General features: G+C 72.4%; 19 protein-coding genes and 1 riboswitch. Of the genes, 11 read left to right on the forward strand and 8 right to left on the reverse strand.

What is annotated here, in order from left to right; all coding sequences use genetic code 11:
* Window positions 1–8 precede the first annotated feature (8 nt).
* Window positions 9–857: a methyltransferase domain-containing protein gene (locus AB0J21_RS04470; protein WP_363144304.1), complete on the reverse strand. Its 849-nt coding sequence runs from the start codon at window positions 855–857 to the stop codon at window positions 9–11.
* Window positions 858–1,158: 301 nt separating this feature from the next.
* On the opposite strand from AB0J21_RS04470, the gene AB0J21_RS04475 reads away from it, so the two are divergent.
* Window positions 1,159–2,010: a prephenate dehydratase gene (locus AB0J21_RS04475; protein WP_363144305.1), complete on the forward strand. Its 852-nt coding sequence runs from the start codon at window positions 1,159–1,161 to the stop codon at window positions 2,008–2,010.
* Between the two features lie 74 nt (window positions 2,011–2,084).
* On the opposite strand, the gene AB0J21_RS04480 is transcribed toward AB0J21_RS04475, so the two are convergent.
* Entirely contained in the window at window positions 2,085–2,660 is a 576-nt protein-coding gene (locus AB0J21_RS04480; protein WP_363144306.1) for a TerD family protein, read from the reverse strand.
* Between the two features lie 229 nt (window positions 2,661–2,889).
* Here AB0J21_RS04480 and arfB point away from each other — a divergent pair, with 229 nt between their 5' ends.
* Window positions 2,890–3,318, forward strand: coding sequence for an alternative ribosome rescue aminoacyl-tRNA hydrolase ArfB (gene arfB, locus AB0J21_RS04485; protein ID WP_363144307.1), 429 nt, complete (start codon window positions 2,890–2,892; stop codon window positions 3,316–3,318).
* 73 nt (window positions 3,319–3,391) lie between these two features.
* Here arfB and AB0J21_RS04490 read toward each other — a convergent pair whose 3' ends face one another.
* The gene (locus AB0J21_RS04490; protein WP_363144308.1) at window positions 3,392–3,961 is read right to left on the reverse strand and encodes a flavin reductase family protein; all 570 of its coding nucleotides are present in this window, start codon (window positions 3,959–3,961) and stop codon (window positions 3,392–3,394) included.
* A 424-nt stretch (window positions 3,962–4,385) separates the two neighbouring features.
* On the opposite strand from AB0J21_RS04490, the gene cdgB reads away from it, so the two are divergent.
* On the forward strand, window positions 4,386–6,143 hold the full coding sequence (gene cdgB, locus AB0J21_RS04495) for a diguanylate cyclase CdgB (RefSeq protein WP_363144309.1): 1,758 nt from the start codon (window positions 4,386–4,388) through the stop codon (window positions 6,141–6,143).
* Window positions 6,144–6,377: 234 nt separating this feature from the next.
* Window positions 6,378–7,373: a dimeric protein gene (locus tag AB0J21_RS04500; protein WP_363144310.1), complete on the forward strand. Its 996-nt coding sequence runs from the start codon at window positions 6,378–6,380 to the stop codon at window positions 7,371–7,373.
* 243 nt (window positions 7,374–7,616) lie between these two features.
* Here the strand turns inward: AB0J21_RS04500 and AB0J21_RS04505 are convergent, their stop codons facing one another.
* The 3 genes from AB0J21_RS04505 to AB0J21_RS04515 all read right to left on the reverse strand — a co-directional run bounded on the left by AB0J21_RS04505 (window position 7,617) and on the right by AB0J21_RS04515 (window position 10,890).
* Complete coding sequence (locus AB0J21_RS04505) at window positions 7,617–8,555, reverse strand: 1-phosphofructokinase family hexose kinase (protein WP_363144311.1); 939 nt, start codon at window positions 8,553–8,555, stop codon at window positions 7,617–7,619.
* Between the two features lie 248 nt (window positions 8,556–8,803).
* The gene (gene nagA / locus AB0J21_RS04510; protein WP_363144312.1) at window positions 8,804–9,958 is read right to left on the reverse strand and encodes an N-acetylglucosamine-6-phosphate deacetylase; all 1,155 of its coding nucleotides are present in this window, start codon (window positions 9,956–9,958) and stop codon (window positions 8,804–8,806) included.
* The gene (locus AB0J21_RS04515; protein WP_363144313.1) at window positions 9,958–10,890 is read right to left on the reverse strand and encodes an ROK family protein; all 933 of its coding nucleotides are present in this window, start codon (window positions 10,888–10,890) and stop codon (window positions 9,958–9,960) included. The genes nagA and AB0J21_RS04515 overlap by 1 nt, the downstream gene beginning before the upstream one ends.
* A 230-nt stretch (window positions 10,891–11,120) precedes the next feature.
* Here AB0J21_RS04515 and AB0J21_RS04520 point away from each other — a divergent pair, with 230 nt between their 5' ends.
* Window positions 11,121–11,402 (forward strand): DUF3263 domain-containing protein, encoded by a 282-nt coding sequence (locus tag AB0J21_RS04520; RefSeq protein ID WP_363144691.1) that lies wholly within the window; start codon window positions 11,121–11,123, stop codon window positions 11,400–11,402.
* A 90-nt stretch (window positions 11,403–11,492) separates the two neighbouring features.
* Window positions 11,493–12,428 carry a trehalose-phosphatase gene (gene otsB, locus AB0J21_RS04525; protein WP_363144314.1) on the forward strand — a complete coding sequence of 312 codons (936 nt, stop codon included), beginning with the start codon at window positions 11,493–11,495 and terminating at the stop codon, window positions 12,426–12,428.
* Window positions 12,429–12,621: 193 nt separating this feature from the next.
* On the opposite strand, the gene AB0J21_RS04530 is transcribed toward otsB, so the two are convergent.
* Entirely contained in the window at window positions 12,622–14,061 is a 1,440-nt protein-coding gene (locus AB0J21_RS04530) for a trehalose-6-phosphate synthase (protein WP_363144315.1), read from the reverse strand.
* Window positions 14,062–14,248: 187 nt separating this feature from the next.
* Here AB0J21_RS04530 and AB0J21_RS04535 point away from each other — a divergent pair, with 187 nt between their 5' ends.
* Window positions 14,249–14,593 (forward strand): hypothetical protein, encoded by a 345-nt coding sequence (locus AB0J21_RS04535; RefSeq protein WP_363144692.1) that lies wholly within the window; start codon window positions 14,249–14,251, stop codon window positions 14,591–14,593.
* A 15-nt stretch (window positions 14,594–14,608) separates the two neighbouring features.
* Here the strand turns inward: AB0J21_RS04535 and AB0J21_RS04540 are convergent, their stop codons facing one another.
* Entirely contained in the window at window positions 14,609–15,559 is a 951-nt protein-coding gene (locus AB0J21_RS04540) for a glucosyl-3-phosphoglycerate synthase (protein WP_363144316.1), read from the reverse strand.
* Between the two features lie 269 nt (window positions 15,560–15,828).
* A riboswitch (SAM riboswitch) is annotated at window positions 15,829–15,980 on the forward strand.
* Window positions 15,981–15,997: 17 nt separating this feature from the next.
* On the opposite strand from AB0J21_RS04540, the gene thrC reads away from it, so the two are divergent.
* From thrC to groL, 4 genes are all read left to right on the forward strand, one after another.
* Window positions 15,998–17,296, forward strand: coding sequence for a threonine synthase (thrC, locus tag AB0J21_RS04545; protein WP_363144317.1), 1,299 nt, complete (start codon window positions 15,998–16,000; stop codon window positions 17,294–17,296).
* A gap of 124 nt (window positions 17,297–17,420) precedes the next feature.
* Complete coding sequence (locus tag AB0J21_RS04550) at window positions 17,421–17,699, forward strand: MoaD/ThiS family protein (protein WP_363144318.1); 279 nt, start codon at window positions 17,421–17,423, stop codon at window positions 17,697–17,699.
* Window positions 17,700–18,150: 451 nt separating this feature from the next.
* The gene (locus AB0J21_RS04555) at window positions 18,151–18,354 is read left to right on the forward strand and encodes a cold-shock protein (RefSeq protein ID WP_363144319.1); all 204 of its coding nucleotides are present in this window, start codon (window positions 18,151–18,153) and stop codon (window positions 18,352–18,354) included.
* A gap of 310 nt (window positions 18,355–18,664) precedes the next feature.
* Entirely contained in the window at window positions 18,665–20,290 is a 1,626-nt protein-coding gene (groL, locus tag AB0J21_RS04560; protein WP_363144320.1) for a chaperonin GroEL, read from the forward strand.
* Window positions 20,291–20,494 lie beyond the last annotated feature (204 nt).

The following is a 20,494-nucleotide window of genomic DNA, read 5'->3' on the forward strand; positions in this document are numbered from 1 at the left end:
CCGGGAGGTTAGCGGCGTGGTGCGGGGGCGCCGGGCGACGACACCCGCCCCGGCACCGTTCCCGCCGTGACGAAGAACGTCACCGTGTACGTGAACCACTTCTCGCGCACCGCCGTGTCGAACAGCTCCACGAACCGGTCCGCCTCCGCCGGCCGCAGCGCCCCGGCCTCGGCCATCGCGTGCCCCCAGGTACGCAGGCCGAGGACGTGATCGGCGGCGAGCGGGTCACGGACGACCAGGGTGTGCGCCTCGGCGGTGAGCGTCGTCACCCCGCGCGCGGCCAGCAGTCCGGCGTGCCGGTGGGCCAGCCGGCCGTGCCGCAGCATCCGCGTCGCCCGGTACTCCCGCACCCGGCGGCCCAGGCCCGAGGAGTCGTGCGGTCCGAGGTCGAGGGTCTGCGTGCCGTAGTCGGGGTCGGCGAGGGCGATGCGCCCGCCCGGCCGTACGACCCGGACCAGTTCGTCGAGCACCGTCTCCGGCGCGCGCACGTGCTGGAGCACCCGGTCCGCCCAGGCCCCGTCGAAGTGGGCCGTGCGGAAAGGCAGCCGGTGTGCGTCGGCGGTCACCGCGTCGGCCAGGCCCCGCTCCCGCGCGGTGGCCGTCATGGTGTGCGACACGTCGCACGTGAGGACCCGGGCACCGCTCTCCGCCCGCAGCGCGAGGGCCGCGTCCCCGCCGCCCGCGCCCACGTCGAGGAGGAGCCGGCCGGGCGCCGCGTTCAGCAGTTCTCGCAGCCTCCGCTTGTACGCCGCGTAGAAGGGCTCGCGGTTCAGACTGTCGAGGACGCCGACGAGTCGCCCCGGCCGGGATTGCGCGTCGACGGCGGAGAAGGCGTGAGCGGAAGGCGGTCTCGTCATGACGGGAGGCTAGCTAGGGCAGGCAGGCACAGGCGGGCGGAGACTCCCTGCCTTTGGCTCTGCCTCTGCCCGCCTCTGCAATCCCTGCCTCCTGAAGCAGGGCCGCCTGTGCCGCGCCAGCCGCCGTTCGCCGCCTGTGCCGCGCCAGCGTCGCGACTCGCCGCCCGTGTCGCCTCGCTCGCCGCCCGTGTCGCCGTGCTCGCCGCTCGTACCGCCCCGCCGCCCGGCCCGGCCCGGCCCGTCGCCTCCGCTCCGTGGACAGCGCGGCGCCGGTGTCGTCCCTTTCGATACGTTGGGTGCCATGAGCACCGTCGTCGCATATCAGGGTGAGCCCGGCTGCAACTCCGCAGCCGTGAGTGCCGCCATGTTCCCCACCAGCCGCACGCTTCCCTGTTCCACCTTTGCCGACGTGCTCTTCGCGGTCTCCGAGGGGAAGGCCGACATCGCGCTGATCCCGGTGGAGAACTCCTCGGCGGGCCGGGTCGCCGACGTGCACCAGTTGCTCGCCTCGTCGGGGCTGCGGGTGTTCGCCGAGTCCTTCCTGCCCATCCGCTTCGACCTCGTGGCCCCGCCCGGGACGGCGATCGAGGACATCACGACGGTACGCAGCCACGTGCACGCGCTCGGGCAGTGCCGGAAGATCACCCAGGAGCACGGCTGGCGGACGCTGGTCACCGAGGACACGGCGGGTGCCGCCCGTGAGATCGCGGAACTCGGCGATCCGCACGAGGCCGCCTTCGCACCGCCCGCGGCGGCCGGTCTGTACGGCCTGGACGTCCTCGCCGAGGCGGTCGAGGACGAACACCACAACACGACCCGCTTCCTCGCGATGTCCCAGGGCGCGCCGCGCCCGGACCGCGCCGAGGGCACGGACTACATCACGAGCCTGCTGTTCCGCACCCGCAACATCCCCGCCTCGCTCTACAAGGCGCTCGGCGCCTTCGCGAGCAACGGGGTCAACATCACGAAGATCGAGAGTTATCAGCTCGGCGGCAGCTTCTTCGCGAGCCAGTTCTACGTCGACATCGAGGGCCACCCCGAGGAGCCCTCGGTCGCCCTGGCGCTGGAGGAACTGTCCTTCTTCTCCGCCGAGGTCCGTGAACTGGGCGTCTACCCCGCCCACCCCTACCGTGCGGAACTCCTCACCGACTGAGCCCGGACAAGGGCGCGTGACGCCGCTTCGGCCCCGCGGCGGGCGACAGGCCCGCCGCGGGTGCCGCGGGCGGGTCAGACGTTGACGCCGAAGTCCTGGGCGATACCGACCAGGCCCGAGGCGTAGCCCTGGCCCACGGCACGGAACTTCCACTCCGCGCCGTTGCGGTACAGCTCGCCGAAGACCATCGCGGTCTCCGTCGCGGCGTCCTCGCTCAGGTCGTAGCGGGCGATCTCGGTGCCGCCGGCCTGGTTCACGATGCGGATGTACGCGTTGCGGACCTGGCCGAAGTTCTGGCTGCGGTTCTCGGCGTCGTAGATGGAGACCGGGAACACGATCTTGTCCACGTCGGCCGGGAGGCCCGCGAGGTTGACGTTGATCGCCTCGTCGTCGCCCTCGCCCTCGCCCGTGCGGTTGTCGCCGGTGTGGACGATCGTCTGGTCCGGGGTCTGCTTGTTGTTGAAGAAGACGAAGTGGGCGTCCGAGTAGACCTTGCCCTCCGGGTTGACCGCGATCGCCGAGGCGTCCAGGTCGAAGTCCGTGCCGGTGGTCGTGCGGACGTCCCAGCCGAGGCCCACCGTGACAGCGGTCAGGCCGGGGGCCTCCTTGGTGAGGGAGACGTTGCCGCCCTTGGACAGGCTTACAGCCATGGGAAGTCCCTTTCGTCGAGATGCCGGGCTCCGCACTGGGGGCGAAGCTGCCGTCACCTCTATGAACGCGGACACCCGGCCCGTAGGTTCCTGCCTTCTTTGCTTTCTTTACCGTTCCGTCCCGGCCGCCGCTCCCGTCGCGCGGGCACCGGGATCGCGCCCGCGCGTGGGGCCGTACCGGCGTGAAAACGATGTGACGTCCTCGTCCGGACGCGCGACCATGGAGCACATGTCCGGTCCCTACGTCATCCGCGGTTCGGTCGTGCTCCCGGAGTCCGAGCTGCTGTGGCGGTTCTCCCGCTCCTCGGGGCCCGGCGGCCAGCACGTCAACACCTCCGACACCCAGGTCGAGCTGCGCTTCGACCTGGGTCGTACCGAGGCGCTGCCCGAAGTGTGGAAGGAACGCGCCCTGGAGCGGCTCGGCAAACGCCTCGTGGACGGCGTACTCACCGTGCGCGCCTCCGAGCACCGCTCCCAGTGGCGCAACCGGGAGACCGCCGCGACCCGTCTCGCCGCGCTGCTCGCCGAGGCCACGGCCCCGCCACCGCGCCCGCGCAAGGCCCGCAAGATCCCGCGCGGCATCAACGAGCGGCGGCTGCGCGAGAAGAAGCAGAAGTCGGATCGCAAACGCGGCCGCTCGGGCCGCGACTGGACCTGAAGGACCGCGACCACCGTGGTATCGGCGACCGCGACCACCGTCGCGACGGCGGTCGCGGTCGCCGCCCCGCCGCTCAGCCCAGCCGGCGGTACTTGCCCCGGAAGTACAGCAGCGGTTCGCCGTCCCCGCCCGGCAGTCGGGCGCTCAGTACGCGGCCTATGACCAGCACGTGATCCCCGGCCGGGACCTGCTGTTCCGTGCGGCACTCCAGGGTGGCGAGCGCGCCGCCCATGAGCGGGGCGCCGGTGTGCTCCCCGCGGGTGAAGGGCAGGTCCGCGAACAGCAGCCGGTCGCTGACCCGGCCCTTCATGGCGAAGCGCCCCGCGATCTGGAGCTGACTCTGCGCGAGGACGGAGACGGCCCACAGGGGCTGCTCGGCCAGCAGGTCGTCCATCCGTGAACCGGCCCGCAGGCTCACCATGACCAGGGGCGGATCGAGGGAGACGGACAGGAAGGCGGTCGCGGTCATGCCCGCGTCCTCGCCCAGGGGGCCGTCCGGGTCGGTCTGCGGCTCGTGCGCCGTCACCAGGACCACTCCGGCCGCCAGCCGGCCCAGCGCGGCCTTGAACTCGTCATCGCTCACCCCCACAGCATGGGGGGTGTCGGACGGGGCGGCGGGGGAGGGCAGCTGAGACTTGAGCACAGTGAAACGCTAACGCCGCATCGATGGCCCCCGCATCGGACCTGCGGCCGAGACCGGACCTAGGACCTCCTCCGCCCCCCTGCCCGCCCCCGGGGGACAGCCGAGCGGCCCAGGGGCGGACGAGGCGGGAGAGGTGTCCGAGTCCCGTCACCTCCCGCGGGGCGACCGTCGCTTTCTGTACGCCTGCCGAGCGGACGTCGCGTACGGAGAGTCGCGAAGTCCCCGGTTTCTGCTGTGACTTGAGTCACAGGAGACAAATTTTGCTGACCCTGAGTACCGGCGGCGCAGCTCACTGTGATTCAGTGGCAGAGGCCATTCAAGCCGGTGTGATCGAACGATCAGCGGCCCGCACGGCGCGCGGCTGACCCACTGGCGAGTACGCGCGGATCCTGGAGTTGCTGTCGAGGTCTCGGGGAGAGCGAGCATGGAGACCGAGTCGGAGCCCTACGTCCGTCTTGCGACCATGCGACAGCTCCATCAGGTGGTGGCGGACCTCAACACCGCCCGTAGTCTCGCCGACACGCTCCAGGCGGTCGCCGACGGGGTCGTCAACGGCATCGGGTACGAACTGGCCGCCGTCAACCTCGTCCGCCAGGACGGCGACCTCGTGGTCGCCGCCTTCTCCGGCAACCTGGCCGCCGACTCCCTCCTGACCGGCCGGATCGGCGCCCGCGAGGCCTGGGAGCGCCGGCTCGCGGTGGGCGAGGAATGGGGCGCCCTGCGCTTCATCCCCCACACCACGGCGCGCATGCTCGACGAGTACGAGGTACCGACCTGGCACACCCCGGGACCCGAGCCCCGTTTCGAGGGCGAGTGGCACCCCGAGGACATGCTCCTCGCCCCGATGTACGAGGCCGGGGCGGCCGGCGGCGAACTGATCGGGGTGCTCTCCGTGGACCGCCCCCGGGACGGCAGGCGCCCCGGCGCCTGGGGCTGCGAGGCGCTGCAGATGTACGCCTTCCAGGCCGCGACCGCGATCTCCAACGCGCGGCTGCGCGCCAACATGCAGCGCGCCCTGGTCCGGCTGGAGCGCGAGCAGCAGGCCCTGCGGGCCAGCGAGGAGTCCTTCCGGCAGGCTTTCGAGTACGCCCCCAGCGGTATGGCCATCGCGGAACTCGGCGGTGAGCAGCACGGGCACGTCCTGCGGGCCAACGACGCGCTGTGCCGGCTGCTGAACCGCTCCGCCTCCTCGATGCGCCGCTGGTCCTTCGCCGACCTCGCCCACCCCGACGACCTCGGCACCCTGCTGCGCACCTCGGCCGAGGGCGGTCACGCCGAACTGCGGCTGCGGCGCCGGGACGACCACTACGTGTGGGTGCACATGCGCAACTCGGTCGTCGCGGACGCCGCCGACGGCCCCCGTTTCCTGCTGACCCACGTCGAGGACATAGGGGAGCGCAAACGCCGCGAGCAGCACTTGGCGCACCGGGCCAGCCACGACGCCCTCACGGGCCTGCCGAACAGCGCGGAGCTGCGCGCCCGGCTCGGGGCGCGGCTGTGCCGGCGTCCCATGTCGCGACCGCCGAGCCCGGTCGAGTCCCTGGACGCCGCGTACGGCGACACGCCCCCCGGGGGCTTCGCCGCCTACGACCCGGCGGGCGGCCCCTACGCGGCCGCGACCGGGGACCCCTACGGGCCGGGCGCCGTCCACGACTCGGGCGGGCACACCTACGACCTCGCGCCGGACAGCGGCCCCGGGGGCCCGTACGGAGACGGGTACGGGAGTTACGGACACCACGTCCACGCGGTGGCCCCGCCGCCCGAGGGTGAGCCGGACGACGGCACCAAGGGGCTCGCGGTCCTCTTCTGCGACCTCGACGGTTTCAAACCCATCAACGACCGTTTCGGCCACCACGTCGGCGACGCCGTGCTGATCGAGGTCGCACGCCGCATGACCGGCGGGGTGCGGGACGGGGACACCGTGGCGCGGCTGGGCGGCGACGAGTTCGTCGTGCTCGCGGACGGAGTGGGCCGCAGCGACGCCGAGGACCTCGCGGTACGGCTGCGCACCGCCATCACGCAGCCCATCAGGGTGGACGGGCGCTCGGTCCGGGTCGGCGCGAGTTTCGGCATCGGCTGGGCGCAGTGCGGGGAGAGCGCGGACGACGTACTGCAGTCGGCGGACCAGCGGATGTACGTCGAGAAGCGCTCCCGTTCCCGTCAGCACCGCCGCGCGGGCTGAGCGTCCCCCGTTCCTGGTGCGCCTTGCGTGAGGGCACGCCCCGGCTTGTCCTGATTCGTGAATCCGGTCACCACGCGGGCCCCGTGTGCCCATGTCCCCGGCGGGCAGGGGCTCCGGGGGCACGCCGGGCCTTCATGTGAAGCGGGTAGGCTCGCCGGATCGACCGATGACGCTCTCGCTCATCCGATCCGCTTGTCCGCACCGTGAGCCCGACCGTTGAGGAGTGACCAAGGGATGACGCCCGGCAACAACGGCGAGAACCCGCCCGAGGGCGAGAATCCGCCTGCGGAACCCGCCGCCGACGACCCGTTCGGTTACCTGTACGCGGACGGTCAGGCAGCAGGCGCGACCCCGCCCGGCGGGGGCGGCGGCTACGGCTATCCGGGTCCTCGCTCCTACCACCAGGTCCGCCCCGTCGGCGAGCGCCAGTACGGCTATCCGCCGCAGCAGGCCGCGCAGCAGCCCTACGAGGGCCAGGCGGCGGGCGGCCCCGGATACCCCCAGCAGAACGCGCACTACGCGGCGCCCGAGACGCTGCCCGGCGGTCCGCCCGCGGGCGGCCGGCGCGCGCAGCAGCAGGCGGGCGGCCGGGGGCGCGGCCCGAACACCAAGGGGCTGCTGATCGGTGCCATCGCCGTGGTCGCGGCCGTGTGCGTGGGCATCGGCATCGCGCTGGCCACGGGTGACTCGGGGGACAGCAAGGACAACAAGGCGGATCAGCCGACGGCCCCGACCGCCGGTCAGTCGCAGCCGGACGACGGCGAAAAGCAGCCCTCCGAGGACCCCTCCGACGAGCCCGAGGACCTGCCGAAGTCCGACGCGAAGGCGCTCAAGCTGGACGGCGGTACGACGCTGTCCTCCGACGTCAAGGGCGCGAAGGCCGGTGACGGGATCTACGTCGCGGGCTTCAACAAGGTCGGCGCCAAGCTGACCTGGACCGTGAGCGGCATCCCGGAGGACGGCGACTACACGATCTTCCTGGACTACGGCGTCCCCGGGAAGGACCAGCAGGCCAGCCTCATCGTCAACGGCGGGGAGCGGCGCGATCTGCCCCTCAAGAACTGGGCGGGCGCCCCCGAGGGCGACTGGGAGAAGGGCTGGACCAACTCCTACGTCTACACGCACCTCACGAAGGGCACGAACAGCATCGTCTTCAGCTGCGAGGACGGCGACAAGTGCGATGCCAACTTCGACCGTCTGTGGCTCAAGGCGGGGCAGGCGAAGAACTGAGGGCCAGCTCAAGAACTGAGGGCCGGGCCAAGAACTGAACGGGCCCGCAGGCCCTCTCAGGCCTCTCAGCCCTCTCAGGCCCTCGCGGGCACGGAACCGGCCCGGTGTGCGCGCTTCTCGTGAGCCGCCCCGGGCCGTTCGCGTACCCGGCCGCGCAAGCCTCCCCGGACCGCCGCCTCGACCGAGGGCCCCGGCCGCGACAGGGGCTCCAGCACAAGGGACCCGGCCGAGGCCCGGCACGCCTCACCCCACCCGCAACTCCGTGACCCGCACCCGCGGCAGCAACTCGGCGTAGACGCCCCGGTCGAACTCGCCCGCGACCGGCGCGTGCACCGTCGCGCAGGCCAGCGCGGTGGCCCGGGCCAGCCGCTGCGGCCAGGGGAGCCGCTCGGCGAGCGCCGACAGCAGTCCGGCCACCACGGAGTCGCCCGCGCCCGTCGCGTTGCCCTCGATCCGGCGCGGTACCGCCGCCCGCCACATGCCCTCGGCGGTCGCCGCGAGCAGACCCTCCGCACCCAGTGAGGCGACCACGGCCCGCGCGCCGCGCCGCCGGGCGTCCCGGGCGGCCCGCGCCGGTTCCCTGGACCCGGTGAGCTGCGCGAGTTCCTCGGCGTTCGGTTTCACCACGTCGGGGCGCGCGGCCACCCCCCGGCGCAGCGCCTCCCCGCTCGTGTCGAGCAGGACCGGAACGGAGGCGGCCCGCGCCTCACGCACGAGGCTCGCGTACGTTCCGACGGGCAGGCCGGGCGGGAGACTCCCGCACAGCGCCACGGCCGTCGCCTCGCCCAGCAGCGTGGCGTAGGTCCGGCGGAAGGTCGTCCACTCCTCGGCACCGACGAGCGGACCCGGCTCGTTGAACACCGTCGCCCCGGCCGGTCGCACGGCGCCGGGGCCCTCGGTCACGGTGACGGTACGGCGGGACGGCTCCCGGATCGGCACGAGGGCGTCCTCGACCCCCTCGGCCCGCGCGAGCAGAGCCCGTACCCGCTCGCCCGTCGCCCCTCCGCACAGGCCGGTCACCGTCGTGCGGTGGCCCAGCGCGCCGAGCACCCGGGCCACGTTGAGCCCCTTGCCGCCCGCGCGTTCCGCCACCTCGCCGACGCGGTGCGAGGCACCCGGGACGAGCGCGGGAACCTGATAGGTCAGATCGAGCGCGGTGTTGAGCGTGACGGTCAGAATCATCCCGTCGCCCCCCTTCCCCTCCGAACGGTCCGCGACGTACGCGCGCCGCTCGCCGGCGACCGCGCGTCGGCCGGCACGCGAACTGATCATGCCAAAACGGAGGCGGTCCGCCCAGGGGTCCGGACGGTCCGCCTCCACTTGGTTTGCCGCGCTCCGAGGGCAGATCCGAGGGGGACCCGAGGGCAGATCCGAGAAGGACCCGAGGAGGATCCGAGGGAAAAGGTGAGCGCCGGTCAGTTGATGAACCCTCAGGAGAGTTCGGGTGCGATCACCCAGGCGCCCTTGCGCAGAACCCCCTTGACCTGGAAGTCGGCGTCCAGGACGACCGCGTCCGCGTCCTTGCCCGGCTCCAGCGAGCCGATCCGGTCCCCGAGCCCCAGCAGCCGCGCCGGGTTCGCCGAGACGGCCCGCACGACCGACTCGACGGGCAGCCCGTCCACGGTCACCCCCCGCCGGAAGGCCCGGTCCATGGTGAGCGTCGAACCCGCGATGGAGCCGCCCTCCGCGAGCCGCGCGACCCCGTCCACGACGTCGACCTCCAGCGGGCCGAGCAGGTAGCGGCCGTCCCCGAAACCGGCCGCGTCCATCGCGTCGGTGATGAAGGCGACCCGGTCCGCGCCCGCGTGACGGAACGCCAGCTCAAGCGCCGCCGGATGCAGATGCGTACCGTCGTTGATCAGCTCGACGGTGATCCGCTCGTCCTCCAGCAGCGCCGGGACCGGCCCGGGGGAGCGGTGACCGAGCGGCGGCATCGCGTTGAACAGGTGGGTCGCCACGGTCGCGCCCGCCTCGATGGCCTCCCGCGTCTGCTCGTACGTCGCGTCGGTGTGCCCGACGGCGGCGATCACGCCCTGCTCGGCCAGCAGCCGTACGGAGTCCAGGCCGCCGGGGAGTTCCGTGGCCAGCGTCATCATGCGGGCCTGTCCGCGCGCCGCGTCGACCAGCTTGCGCACCTCGGCCGGGTCCGGATGGCGCAGCAAGCCCTCGCTGTGCGCACCCTTGCGGCACGGGGAGATGAACGGCCCCTCGAAGTGGATGCCGGCGATCGAGCCCTGTTCCGCCAGTTCCGAGAGGAGGCCGGCGCGCTGTGCGAGGGAGTCCAGCTCCCCGGTGACCGTGGAGGCGACGAGCGTCGTGGTGCCGTGCTCCAGGTGGGTGCGGACGGCCTTCAGCGCGTCCTCGGCGCTGCCGGAGCCGAAGGCCGCCCCGCCCCCTCCGTGGTTGTGCAGGTCGACGAAGCCGGGGACCAGCCAGTGGCCGGACAGATCCAGCTCGGGGGCGCCCTCGGGGGCCCGCTCGGCGAACTTCTCGCCCGCCACGACCACCCGCCCGTCCGGGACGGGGCCGGAGGGCAGGACCGCGGTGGCGCCGGTCAGGACGGTGTACTCGGTGCTGGCGGCCATCAGGCGCGTACCTCCGTGTCGAGTAGATCCCAGGCGAGCAGCGCCGCGCCCAGGCAGCCGGCGGTGTCCCCGAGGGTCGCCGGAACGATCGAGGGGAGCTGCTGGAAGGTGATGCGGGAGGCGACCGCCGCCCGCAGCGGGACGAACAGGGTGTCCCCCGCCTCGGCCAGGCCGCCACCGATGATCATGACGCGCGGATCGAGCAGGGTGATCGCGGTGAGCAGCCCGTCGGCGAGCGCCTCGACGGCCTCCTCCCAGACCGCGAGGGCGCGCGGGTCCCCGGCGTCCACGGCCCGCGAGCAGTCCGCCGCGGTGGCCTGCGGATCGCCGGTGGCCGCGGCCCAGGCGGAGGTCACCGCGGAGGCCGAGGCGAGCCGTTCGAGACAGCCACGCTGCCCGCAGCCGCACGGCACGCCGCCCGGCCGCACTACGACATGGCCGATCTCCCCGGCGCTGCCGTGCGCGCCCGGCTCGATGACCCCGTCGATCCCGATGGCCCCGGCGATCCCCGTACCGAGGGCCAGGAACAGGAAGCGGTCCGCGTCCCGGCCCGCGCCGAGCCGCCCCTCGGCGTACCCGCCGGTCCGTACGTCGTGGCCGAGCGCGACGGGCAGACCGCCGAGCCGTTCGGTGAGCAGGGCGCGCAGCGGTACGTTCTCCCAGCCGAGGTTCGCCGCGAAGACCGCGACGCCCTTCGCGGCGTCCACGACCCCGGGGATCGCGACCCCGGCGGCGCTCGCCGGCTCCCCGTGGTGCTCGATCCCGTAGCCGCGCAGCTCCTCGGCGAAACCGAGGATGCCCTCGACCACCGCCTCCGGGCCGCGTTCGCGTCCGGTCTCCCGCCGTGCCTCGTACAGCAGCTCGCCCCCCGCCCCGACCAGGGCGGCTTTCATCCCGGTGCCGCCCACATCCAGGGCGATGACATGTTTCACGTGAAACAGTTTCGCGCCTTACCCGTGAGAGGTCTAGTCCATTCACTCGCCCAGTGGGTGGCTCACCGGGGAAAACGTCAGTGCGCCCGCCTAGGCTGACCGCTGTGGACGAGGAAGAAATCGGGACGGAGCCGGATGACGCCGACGTCACGGAGGCCGGGAGCGCCGTCGCCGGGCCGGACGGCGCCGATCCGGATGACCGCGAAACGGAAACCGTCGGCAGCGAAGCCATCGGCAGCGAAGCCGCCGAGAGCGAAGCCGCCGACACGGAAGCGACTGGCGCGGAGACCGGGCTGTCCGCGCGGGACCGGGCCGTACTGGCGCTGGAGCGGGCCGGGCTGCCCGGACCCGGGGCCAAGGAGCGTGCCGTGCGCGAACGCCTCGGCATGTCACCGACCCGCTACTACCAACTGCTCAACGCCCTCCTGGACGACCCGCGTGCCCTGAAGCACGACCCCGTGACCGTCAACCGGCTGCGCCGGGTGCGGGACGCGCGGCGTGCGGCACGGTGAGGCGAAGGGGCCCGAACGGCACCCACTTCGGTCCACTTCCCGACCGGGCCGGGCCGAGTGAGGAGCGCCTCGCGTGGATAGGCTCGTTCCATGGTCAGCCACACGCCTGAGCCGTCCGAGCCGTCCGCTTCCCCCGAGGTGCCCGGGTCCTCCGGGACACCCGGGGACGCCCCCGTCCCGGACGGGCTGCCCCGGCCCGTGACGGAGGCGGGCCGGGCCGGTCTCGCCGCGCTGCTCGCCCGCCCCGACCGGGCCGTGATCGCCCTCGACTTCGACGGGACGCTCGCCGACATCGTCCCCGACCCGGACCTGGCGCGGGCCCGCCCCGGAGCGGTCGAGGCGCTCGCCGCACTCGCCCCGCACGTGCGGTCCGTCGCGGTGATCACCGGCCGCCCGGCCGCCGTCGCGGTCCGCAACGGCGGCTTCGCCGGGGTGCGGGGCCTGGAACACCTCGTCGTCCTCGGGCACTACGGCGCCGAGCGCTGGGACGCCGTCAGCGACGCCGTGCGGACGCCGCCACCGCACCCCGGGGTGGCCGCCGCCCGCACCGAACTGCCCGGACTCCTCGACGCGACCGGCGAGGCCAAGGGCTCCTCCGTCGAGGACAAGGGGCAGTCCCTCGCCGTCCACACCCGCAGGGCGGAGCAGCCGCGGGCGGCCTTCGACGCGCTGCTCGCACCACTCACCGAGCTCGCGCACCGCAACGGCCTGATCCTCGAGCCGGGCCGCATGGTCCTGGAACTGCGCCCGCCGGGCGTCGACAAGGGCCGGGCCCTGAGCGGCTACCTGGACGAGGTCGCCGCCGGTTCGGTCCTGTACGCGGGCGACGACCTCGGCGACCTCGCCGCGTACGCCGCGGTGGAGCAGGACCGCGCGGAGCTGCCCGGGGTCCTGGTCGCGAGCGGTACGGAGGTCACGGAGCTGGTGGACCGCGCGGACCTGCCGCTGCCCGGCGGACCGGCCGAGGTCGTGGCCCTGCTCACGGCTCTGGCCCGGGAACTGGAGAAGCGGGCGGCCGGGCGCTGACGGCGCGGGGCGAAACGGACCAAGGGCCGCCCAGCGCCCTCACGGCGCGGGGAGCCGACCCCAGCGGTCCACGGGTCCTCACGGCACGCCGGGCCCGCCGGGGCGGCCTCGGCCCCGGGAGCCCGCCCGGGGCCGGGGAACTGGGCCCCGCCCGCCACGGTCACCCGGCGCCGGCGCCGGCCCCGGCCCGGCGTCAGCCGTCCGAGGTGAGCGCGTGCAACTGGTCGAGGAACCACTGCGCGGGCGGCAGCGCGGTGGCCGCCTCCGCGAGCCGCTTGGAGCGTTCGGCCCGCTCCTCGTGCTCCATCGTGAGCGCGGTGTGCAGGGCCTCCGCGGTCGCCAGGAGGTCGTACGGATTGACGACCACCGCGTCCTGCCCCAGCTCCTCGTACGCCCCGGCCTCCCGCGACAGCACGAGTGCGACGCCCTCGTCGGAGACGACCGGGACCTCCTTGGCGACGAGGTTCATGCCGTCCCTGATCGGGTTGACGAGCGCCACGTCCGCCATCCGGTAGGCGGCGAGGGAGCGCGCGAAGTCGTCGTCGACGCGCAGCAGGACCGGGGTCCAGTCCGAGGTGCCGTACTCGTCGTTGATGAGGTTCGCTACCCGCTCCACCTCCGCCGTGTACGCCCGGTAGCTCGCGAGGTCCTGGCGCGAGGGGTAGGCGAAGGCGATGTGCACGACCCGGCCGCGCCACTCGGGGCGTGCGATGAGCAGTCGGTGGAAGGCGTGCAGCCCGCGCACGATGTTCTTGGACAGCTCGGTGCGGTCGACGCGTACGACGGTCCGGCGCGGCCGCCCCTCCTCGTCCCTGCCGACTTCCTCCCGCAGCCTCTCCAGCCGCTCGTCCACGTCCTCACGGTGCGCGCGCTCGCGCAGGAAGTCGGCGTCGGCCCCGAGACCGTGCACCCCGATGCGGGTGTTGCCCGTCCCGTCGACGAGCGCGTCGGCGCAGGCCACGAAGGCGTCGGCCCAGCGACGCGTGAGGAACCCGGCCCGGTCCGCGCCGAGCATGCCGTGCAGGACCTCGCGGGCCACGTCGTCGGGCAGCAGCCGGAAGTAGTCGACCGGGGCCCACGGCGTGTGCGAGAAGTGCGCGATGCGCAGATCGGGCCGCAGCGCGCGCAGCATGCCGGGCACCAGCACCAGGTGGTAGTCCTGCACGAGGACGGCCGCCCCGTCCTCCGCCCGCGCCGCGAGCGCCTCCGCGAAGGCCCGGTTGTACGTCTGGAAGGAGGCCCAGCGCGCCCGGAACTCCGGGCCGAAGGCGGGCTCGAAGGGCGTCTCGTACAGCATGTGGTGGACGAACCACAGCACCGAGTTGGCGATGTCGTTGTACGCCTCGGCCTGCGTCTGCGGATCGATCCCCAGCATGTGGACGCGCTGCCCGCCGCTGTCCGCCGGGTCCAGATCGCCACCGGCACGCCGCACGGCCTCCCGGTCCCCGTCGCTCAGCGCCGCGCACACCCACACCGCGTCCGACTCGGGGCCGATCGCGGACAGCCCCGACACCAGCCCGCCCCCGCCCCGCTTGGCGCTCAGCGCGCCGTCCTCGTGCAGCGTGTAGGAGACGGGACCCCGATTGGACGCCACCAGGACGGAGGCGCGCGACTGATCAGCAGACGTAGACATAGACCCTTCCTAGCCGCCCCGATATGCGCTCAAACGTACGAGTTGTTGCGAGGGCTCGGGGGAGGGGCCGGCGCGACGCGGCAGGATGCCGGGAGGAAGGGCGACGGGAGGGGCGGAAGTGGGGACGGAAACGGCGACCGGCGGGGGCGCGACCGTGGCGGACGGAGGGGAGCCCGCGCCCGACCGGATACCCCGGACCCCGCGGGGCGGCAGAGTCGTCCTGCTCAACGGCGCCTCCAGCTCGGGCAAGAGCAGCATCGCGAGGGAACTCCTCGACCTCCTCGAAGGAAGCTGGTTGGCGGTGCGCTGCCCGCTGCCGGAACTGGAACACCGCGAGCGCGCACGCGGCGACCGGGAGCCCGGCCTGGCCGCCGCCCAGTACGAGGTCGTGCACGCCCACGGCGTGCACGACGTCGACGTGGACACGTCCACGCTGAGCCCGCACGCGTGCGCCCTGCGCGTCCGCGACCACCTGGAGCACCCGGCCCGCCCCACCGCCTTCGAGGCGCTGCGGGCGGAACCACGGCCCTGAGGCCGCCCGGCGCCCTCAGGCCGCCCGGCGCCGGCTCTCGTACTCGGGGATCTCCGTCATCGGAGGCCTCTCCCGGGTGTCCACCTCGTGGGTGTGGTGGACGTAGCCGCCGTCCGGATGGCGTTCGAACTGGGTCAGCTCGGGGCGTACGAGGTGGCCCCTGGCCAGGCGGAGCTGGGCGGTGCGGTAGATCGCCGCGGACATCCGGCCCAGCGCCTGCCCGTCCTGGTGGCGGTGTTTGCGGACCCCGACGTCCACCTGGGCGAGCGCGTCCAGGCCCACCGTGTGCAGCGCGTCCACGAGCAGGCCCAGCTCGACGCCGTAGCCCACCGGGAACGGCAGCCGCTCCAGCAGGGAGCGCCGCGCCGCGTACTCGCCGCCCAGCGGCTGGACGAAACCGGCCAGCCGAGGCCAGTGCATGTTCAGCAGCGGGCGGGCCATGATCTCGGTGACCCGGCCGCCCTGCCCCGAGGCGCCGCCCAGTGGACGCTCGTACATCGCCTTGACGAAGTGCACGTCCGGGTCGGTCAGCAGCGGGCCCACGATGCCGGACACGAAGTCCGGGGAGAACTCCTTCAGGTCGGAGTCCACGAAACACACGATGTCGCCCTCGGTGACGAGCAGGGAGCGCCACAGGACCTCTCCCTTGCCGGGCACCGCGGGCAGGCCCGGCAGCACGACGTCACGGTGCACGACCCGGGCTCCGGCCGCCGCGGCGACCTCCCCCGTACGGTCGGTCGAACCGGAGTCGAGGACCACCAGCTCGTCCACGAGCGGGACCTTCTCCATCAGCTCTCGCCGGATCACGGTCACGATGTCGCCGACCGTGGCTTCCTCGTCCAGTGCGGGCAGGACCACGCTCACCGAGGACCCGGTCGCCTGCTTGGCCGCGAGGATCTGCGGCAGCGTGCGGTCGGCTGCGGTCCAGGAACGGCGGTCGAGCCAGCGCTCCACCTCTTCGAGCACGTTGTGCGTCCCCTCGTGCGGGTACTGCTTGCGGAATACCGGAAGTGACTTACCTGGGTGCGGCCGGCCCGGCGGCCGACCGTGATCTCCATCTCGGCGTTCGGACGACTATCTCAACGATCCGGTGCTTCGGTTACAGTCTTGGACAGTGCCGGTGACCATCCCATGTCGGGCTGCGCCACCCGCACCGCGTGTCATGACAAGCACGTGACACACCACGTGCCGGACACGTGACAAACGCGGCGGACCTCAGGATCCGCCTGCCATACCGCTCATCCAGAGGGGCAGAGGGAAACGGCCCGTTGAAGCCCCGGCAACCCTCCGGCCGAGTCTCCTGGCGGTACGTCCGCCACCGAGGCCCACGGCTCGGGAAGGTGCCAATTCCGTCTCGTGGCGAAATGCGTCGCGAGGAAGATGAGGAGAAAGGGCCTCCCCACCATGGCTGTGCAGACCGCCGAAACCTCCGCTCCCGCGAAGACGGGCGTCGATCTCGGACCCGCCGCCGCTCTCTCGTGCCGCGAATGCGGCGAGCGCTTCCCGCTCGGACCCATCTTCGCCTGTCAGAGCTGCTTCGGCCCGTTGGAAGTCGCCTACGACCTCCCCGCGGGCGACCCCGAGGCCCTGCGCAAGCGGATCGAGGCCGGTCCCGACAACATCTGGCGCTACGCCCCGCTGCTGCCCGTCCCCGCCGACGTGGCCACCCACCCCAGCACCAACCCCGGCTTCACCCAGCTCGTCCAGGCCGACCGCCTCGCCCGCGAGCTCGGCGTCACCGGCGGCCTGTACGTCAAGGACGACTCCGGCAACCCGACGCACTCCTTCAAGGACCGCGTCGTCGCCATCGCCGTCGAGGCCGCCCGCGCCTTCGGCTTCACGACCCTCTCCTGCTCCTCGACCGGCAACCTGGCCGGCGCCGTCGGCGCCGCCGCCGCCCGCGCCGGCTTCCGCTCCTGCGTGTTCATCCCGCACGACCTGGAACAGGGCAAGGTCGTCATGGCCGCCGTCTACGGCGGCGAGCTGGTCGGCATCGAGGGCAACTACGACGACGTGAACCGTTTCTGCTCCGAGCTGATCGGTGACCCGCTCGGCGAGGGCTGGGGCTTCGTCAACGTCAACCTGCGCCCGTACTACGGAGAGGGCTCCAAGACCCTCGCGTACGAGATCGCCGAGCAGCTCGGCTGGGAACTGCCCGACCAGATCGTCATCCCGGTGGCCTCCGGCTCCCAGCTCACCAAGATCGACAAGGGCTTCCAGGAGCTGATCAGGCTCGGCCTGGTCGCCGACAAGCCGTACCGGATCTTCGGAGCCCAGGCGGAGGGCTGCTCGCCGGTCTCCACCGCGTACAAGGCCGGCCACGACGTCGTACGCCCGCAGAAGCCGAACACCATCGCCAAGTCCCTCGCGATCGGCAACCCGGCGGACGGCCCGTACGTCCTGGACATCGCCCGGCGCACCGGCGGCGCGGTGGAGGACGTGAACGACGAGCAGGTCGTGGACGCGATCAAGCTGCTCGCCCGCACCGAGGGGATCTTCGCCGAGACCGCGGGCGGGGTGACCGTGGGGGTGACCCGCAAGCTGATCGAGTCCGGGGCGCTCGACCCGAGCCTCACCACCGTCGTGCTCAACACCGGTGACGGGCTCAAGACGCTCGACGCGGTGGCGCCCACCACCGGGCCGACCGCGACCATCCGCCCGGACCTCGACGCGTTCCGCGCCGCCGGTCTCGCCCGCGACTGAGCCGCACGCGGCCGCGGGGCGGCCCCCGGTGCGCCCGCGTGCCCCGGTCCGCCCTCGTGTCCGCCCCTCCGCCTGAGCCGTCACTCCGCCCTTCGGCCGAGCAGGCCGAGAAAGGCTGTACCCCATGAGCGTCAACGTCCGCATCCCCACCATCCTGCGCACCTACACCGGCGGCAAGTCCGAGGTCCCGGCCGAGGGCGCGACCCTCGCCGAGGTCATCGCCGACCTGGAGAAGAACCACACCGGCATCGCCGGCCGGGTCCTCGACGACTCGGGCAAGCTGCGCCGTTTCGTGAACGTCTACGTCAACGACGACGACGTCCGCTTCGAGCAGGGCCTGGAGACGGCGACCCCCGACGGCGCCGGGATCTCGATCATCCCGGCGGTCGCCGGCGGCTGCTGAGCGCATCCGGAATCCGTCCCCTCATTTGTGTTGCCCCCTTCGCGGAAAAGCGGAGGGGGCAATTCCATGAGATTGGCAGAGGTACAGTTGGGGATACTGATTCGCCGCGTGTTCGCGCCTTGACGGGCGCCGGGAGAAGTGTCCCGGGAAACGCGCCCCGCGGCTTCTGTGAGCCGGTGTTCCCGCTCCCGAATCTCTTGCCTTTTTGCGGCTTTGCGTTCCTTTTGCCGGGCCCGAATTGCCCGGAACTTCCGCCGATTCCGGCCTATAAGTCCATACCTGGTGCCTGGATTTCTCGTCCGATTGACCTGTTGCAGACGGCAGTTGGGCAGATACATTCAGCGGCGGTCGACGCGTTCCGGCGCACACCCCCATACGTCTGGGGGGTGAGGTCTGACCCGGGTTCGCGAAGTGCGTTCCTGTGCAAGGGCCAGTAATAGGGGAGTTAGGCATGGCTCAGGGCACCGTCAAGTGGTTCAACGCGGAGAAGGGGTACGGCTTCATCGCGGTCGACGGTGGTGCGGATGTTTTCGTCCACTACAGCGCGATTCAGATGGACGGTTACCGCACCCTTGAAGAGGGCCAGCGAGTCGAGTTCGAGATCTCGCAGGGTCAGAAGGGGCCGCAGGCGGACATGGTCCGTCAGGCTGCCTGAACAGCGCTCGACCGATAAACGGACGACGTGGCCGAGGGCCCGTACCCCCAGGGGTGCGGGCCCTCGGGCTGTCGGGAACCGGCCCGCCGCCGGGGCCGCCCCTTCGGGGCATGCCCTCCCGGGAGGCTTGCACTCTCCTAGGCCGAGTGCTAATCATAGGCGTTAGCACTCTGACGTTGAGAGTGACAGAAGGACCGGGTCGGTGAGGCCCGCAGGCCGTACGGGGCAAGGAACCGTGCGGTGCGCAGGCCGTCCGTCGCGGGCGCCACACGGTCCCTCAGCCCACCCCGTCCTGGGAGGACCACTTCACATGGCCAAGATCATCGCGTTCGACGAGGAGGCGCGGCGCGGCCTTGAGCGCGGTATGAACCAGCTCGCCGACGCCGTCAAGGTGACCCTCGGCCCCAAGGGCCGCAACGTCGTCCTGGAGAAGAAGTGGGGCGCCCCCACGATCACCAACGATGGTGTTTCCATCGCCAAGGAGATCGAGCTGGAGGACCCGTACGAGAAGATCGGCGCCGAGCTGGTCAAGGAGGTCGCGAAGAAGACGGACGACGTCGCCGGTGACGGCACGACGACCGCGACCGTCCTGGCCCAGGCGCTGGTCCGTGAGGGTCTGCGCAACGTGGCCGCCGGTGCCAACCCGATGGCGCTGAAGCGCGGCATCGAGAAGGCCGTCGAGGCCGTCTCCACCGCGCTCCTGGAGCAGGCCAAGGACGTGGAGACCAAGGAGCAGATCGCCTCCACCGCCTCCATCTCCGCCGCCGACACCCAGATCGGCGAGCTCATCGCCGAGGCCATGGACAAGGTGGGCAAGGAAGGCGTCATCACCGTCGAGGAGTCCCAGACCTTCGGTCTGGAGCTGGAACTCACCGAGGGCATGCGCTTCGACAAGGGCTACATCTCGGCGTACTTCGCCACCGACATGGAGCGTATGGAGTCGTCCCTCGACGACCCGTACATCCTCATCGTCAACTCGAAGATCAGCAACGTGAAGGACCTCCTTCCGCTGCTGGAGAAGGTCATGCAGTCGGGCAAGCCCCTGCTGATCATCGCCGAGGACGTCGAGGGCGAGGCCCTGTCGACCCTGGTCGTCAACAAGATCCGCGGCACCTTCAAGTCCGTCGCCGTCAAGGCCCCGGGCTTCGGCGACCGCCGCAAGGCCATGCTCGGCGACATCGCCATCCTCACCGGTGGCCAGGTCATCTCCGAGGAGGTCGGCCTCAAGCTGGAGAACGCCGGTCTCGACCTGCTGGGCCGCGCCCGCAAGGTCGTCATCACCAAGGACGAGACGACCATCGTCGACGGTGCCGGCGACAGCGAGCAGGTCCAGGGCCGCGTCAACCAGATCCGCGCCGAGATCGAGAACAGCGACTCGGACTACGACCGCGAGAAGCTCCAGGAGCGTCTGGCGAAGCTGGCCGGCGGCGTGGCCGTCATCAAGGCCGGTGCCGCCACCGAGGTCGAGCTCAAGGAGCGCAAGCACCGCATCGAGGACGCGGTGCGCAACGCCAAGGCGGCCGTCGAGGAGGGCATCGTCGCCGGTGGTGGCGTGGCGCTTCTCCAGGCTTCCTCGGTCTTCGAGAAGCTGGAGCTGGAGGGTGACGAGGCGACCGGTGCGGCCGCCGTCAAGCTCGCCCTGGAGGCCCCGCTCAAGCAGATCGCCGTCAACGCCGGCCTCGAAGGCGGCGTCGTGGTGGAGAAGGTCCGCAACCTCACGGTGGGCCACGGCCTGAACGCCGCCACCGGCGAGTACGTCGACATGGTCGCCGAGGGCATCCTCGACCCGGCCAAGGTGACGCGCTCCGCGCTCCAGAACGCCGCGTCGATCGCCGCGCTGTTCCTCACCACCGAGGCCGTCATCGCCGACAAGCCGGAGAAGGCCGCCCCGGCGGGCGCTCCGGGCGGCATGCCCGGCGGTGACATGGACTTCTGATCCCCCGCCGGCCCCGGCCGGCCGGATCGGAATCCTCCCGCGCCGGTACCCGGCACCTCGCACGAGGTGTCCGGGTACCGGCACGGAACGCAGTACGCAGAGGGCGGGGGGGGGGGGGCGGGGGGGGGGGGGGGGCCCCCCGCGGGGGGGGGGGGGGGGGGCGCGGGGGGGGGGGGGGGCGGCGCCCCCCGCCCCCCCCCCGGG

Source organism: Streptomyces sp. NPDC049954 (assembly GCF_040656295.1).
In the GTDB taxonomy this organism is placed as follows: Bacteria; Actinomycetota; Actinomycetes; order Streptomycetales; family Streptomycetaceae; genus Streptomyces.

Coding starts and splice junctions, on each gene's coding strand:
- AB0J21_RS04530 (WP_363144315.1), bottom strand. CDS start 14,061: ATGTCTACGTCTGCTGATCAGTCGCGCGCCTCCGTCCTGGTGGCGTCC.
- AB0J21_RS04480 (WP_363144306.1), bottom strand. CDS start 2,660: ATGGCTGTAAGCCTGTCCAAGGGCGGCAACGTCTCCCTCACCAAGGAG.
- cdgB (WP_363144309.1), top strand. CDS start 4,386: ATGGAGACCGAGTCGGAGCCCTACGTCCGTCTTGCGACCATGCGACAG.
- AB0J21_RS04505 (WP_363144311.1), bottom strand. CDS start 8,555: ATGATTCTGACCGTCACGCTCAACACCGCGCTCGATCTGACCTATCAG.
- arfB (WP_363144307.1), top strand. CDS start 2,890: ATGTCCGGTCCCTACGTCATCCGCGGTTCGGTCGTGCTCCCGGAGTCC.
- groL (WP_363144320.1), top strand. CDS start 18,665: ATGGCCAAGATCATCGCGTTCGACGAGGAGGCGCGGCGCGGCCTTGAG.
- thrC (WP_363144317.1), top strand. CDS start 15,998: ATGGCTGTGCAGACCGCCGAAACCTCCGCTCCCGCGAAGACGGGCGTC.
- AB0J21_RS04470 (WP_363144304.1), bottom strand. CDS start 857: ATGACGAGACCGCCTTCCGCTCACGCCTTCTCCGCCGTCGACGCGCAA.
- AB0J21_RS04550 (WP_363144318.1), top strand. CDS start 17,421: ATGAGCGTCAACGTCCGCATCCCCACCATCCTGCGCACCTACACCGGC.
- AB0J21_RS04475 (WP_363144305.1), top strand. CDS start 1,159: ATGAGCACCGTCGTCGCATATCAGGGTGAGCCCGGCTGCAACTCCGCA.
- otsB (WP_363144314.1), top strand. CDS start 11,493: ATGGTCAGCCACACGCCTGAGCCGTCCGAGCCGTCCGCTTCCCCCGAG.
- AB0J21_RS04555 (WP_363144319.1), top strand. CDS start 18,151: ATGGCTCAGGGCACCGTCAAGTGGTTCAACGCGGAGAAGGGGTACGGC.
- AB0J21_RS04500 (WP_363144310.1), top strand. CDS start 6,378: ATGACGCCCGGCAACAACGGCGAGAACCCGCCCGAGGGCGAGAATCCG.
- nagA (WP_363144312.1), bottom strand. CDS start 9,958: ATGGCCGCCAGCACCGAGTACACCGTCCTGACCGGCGCCACCGCGGTC.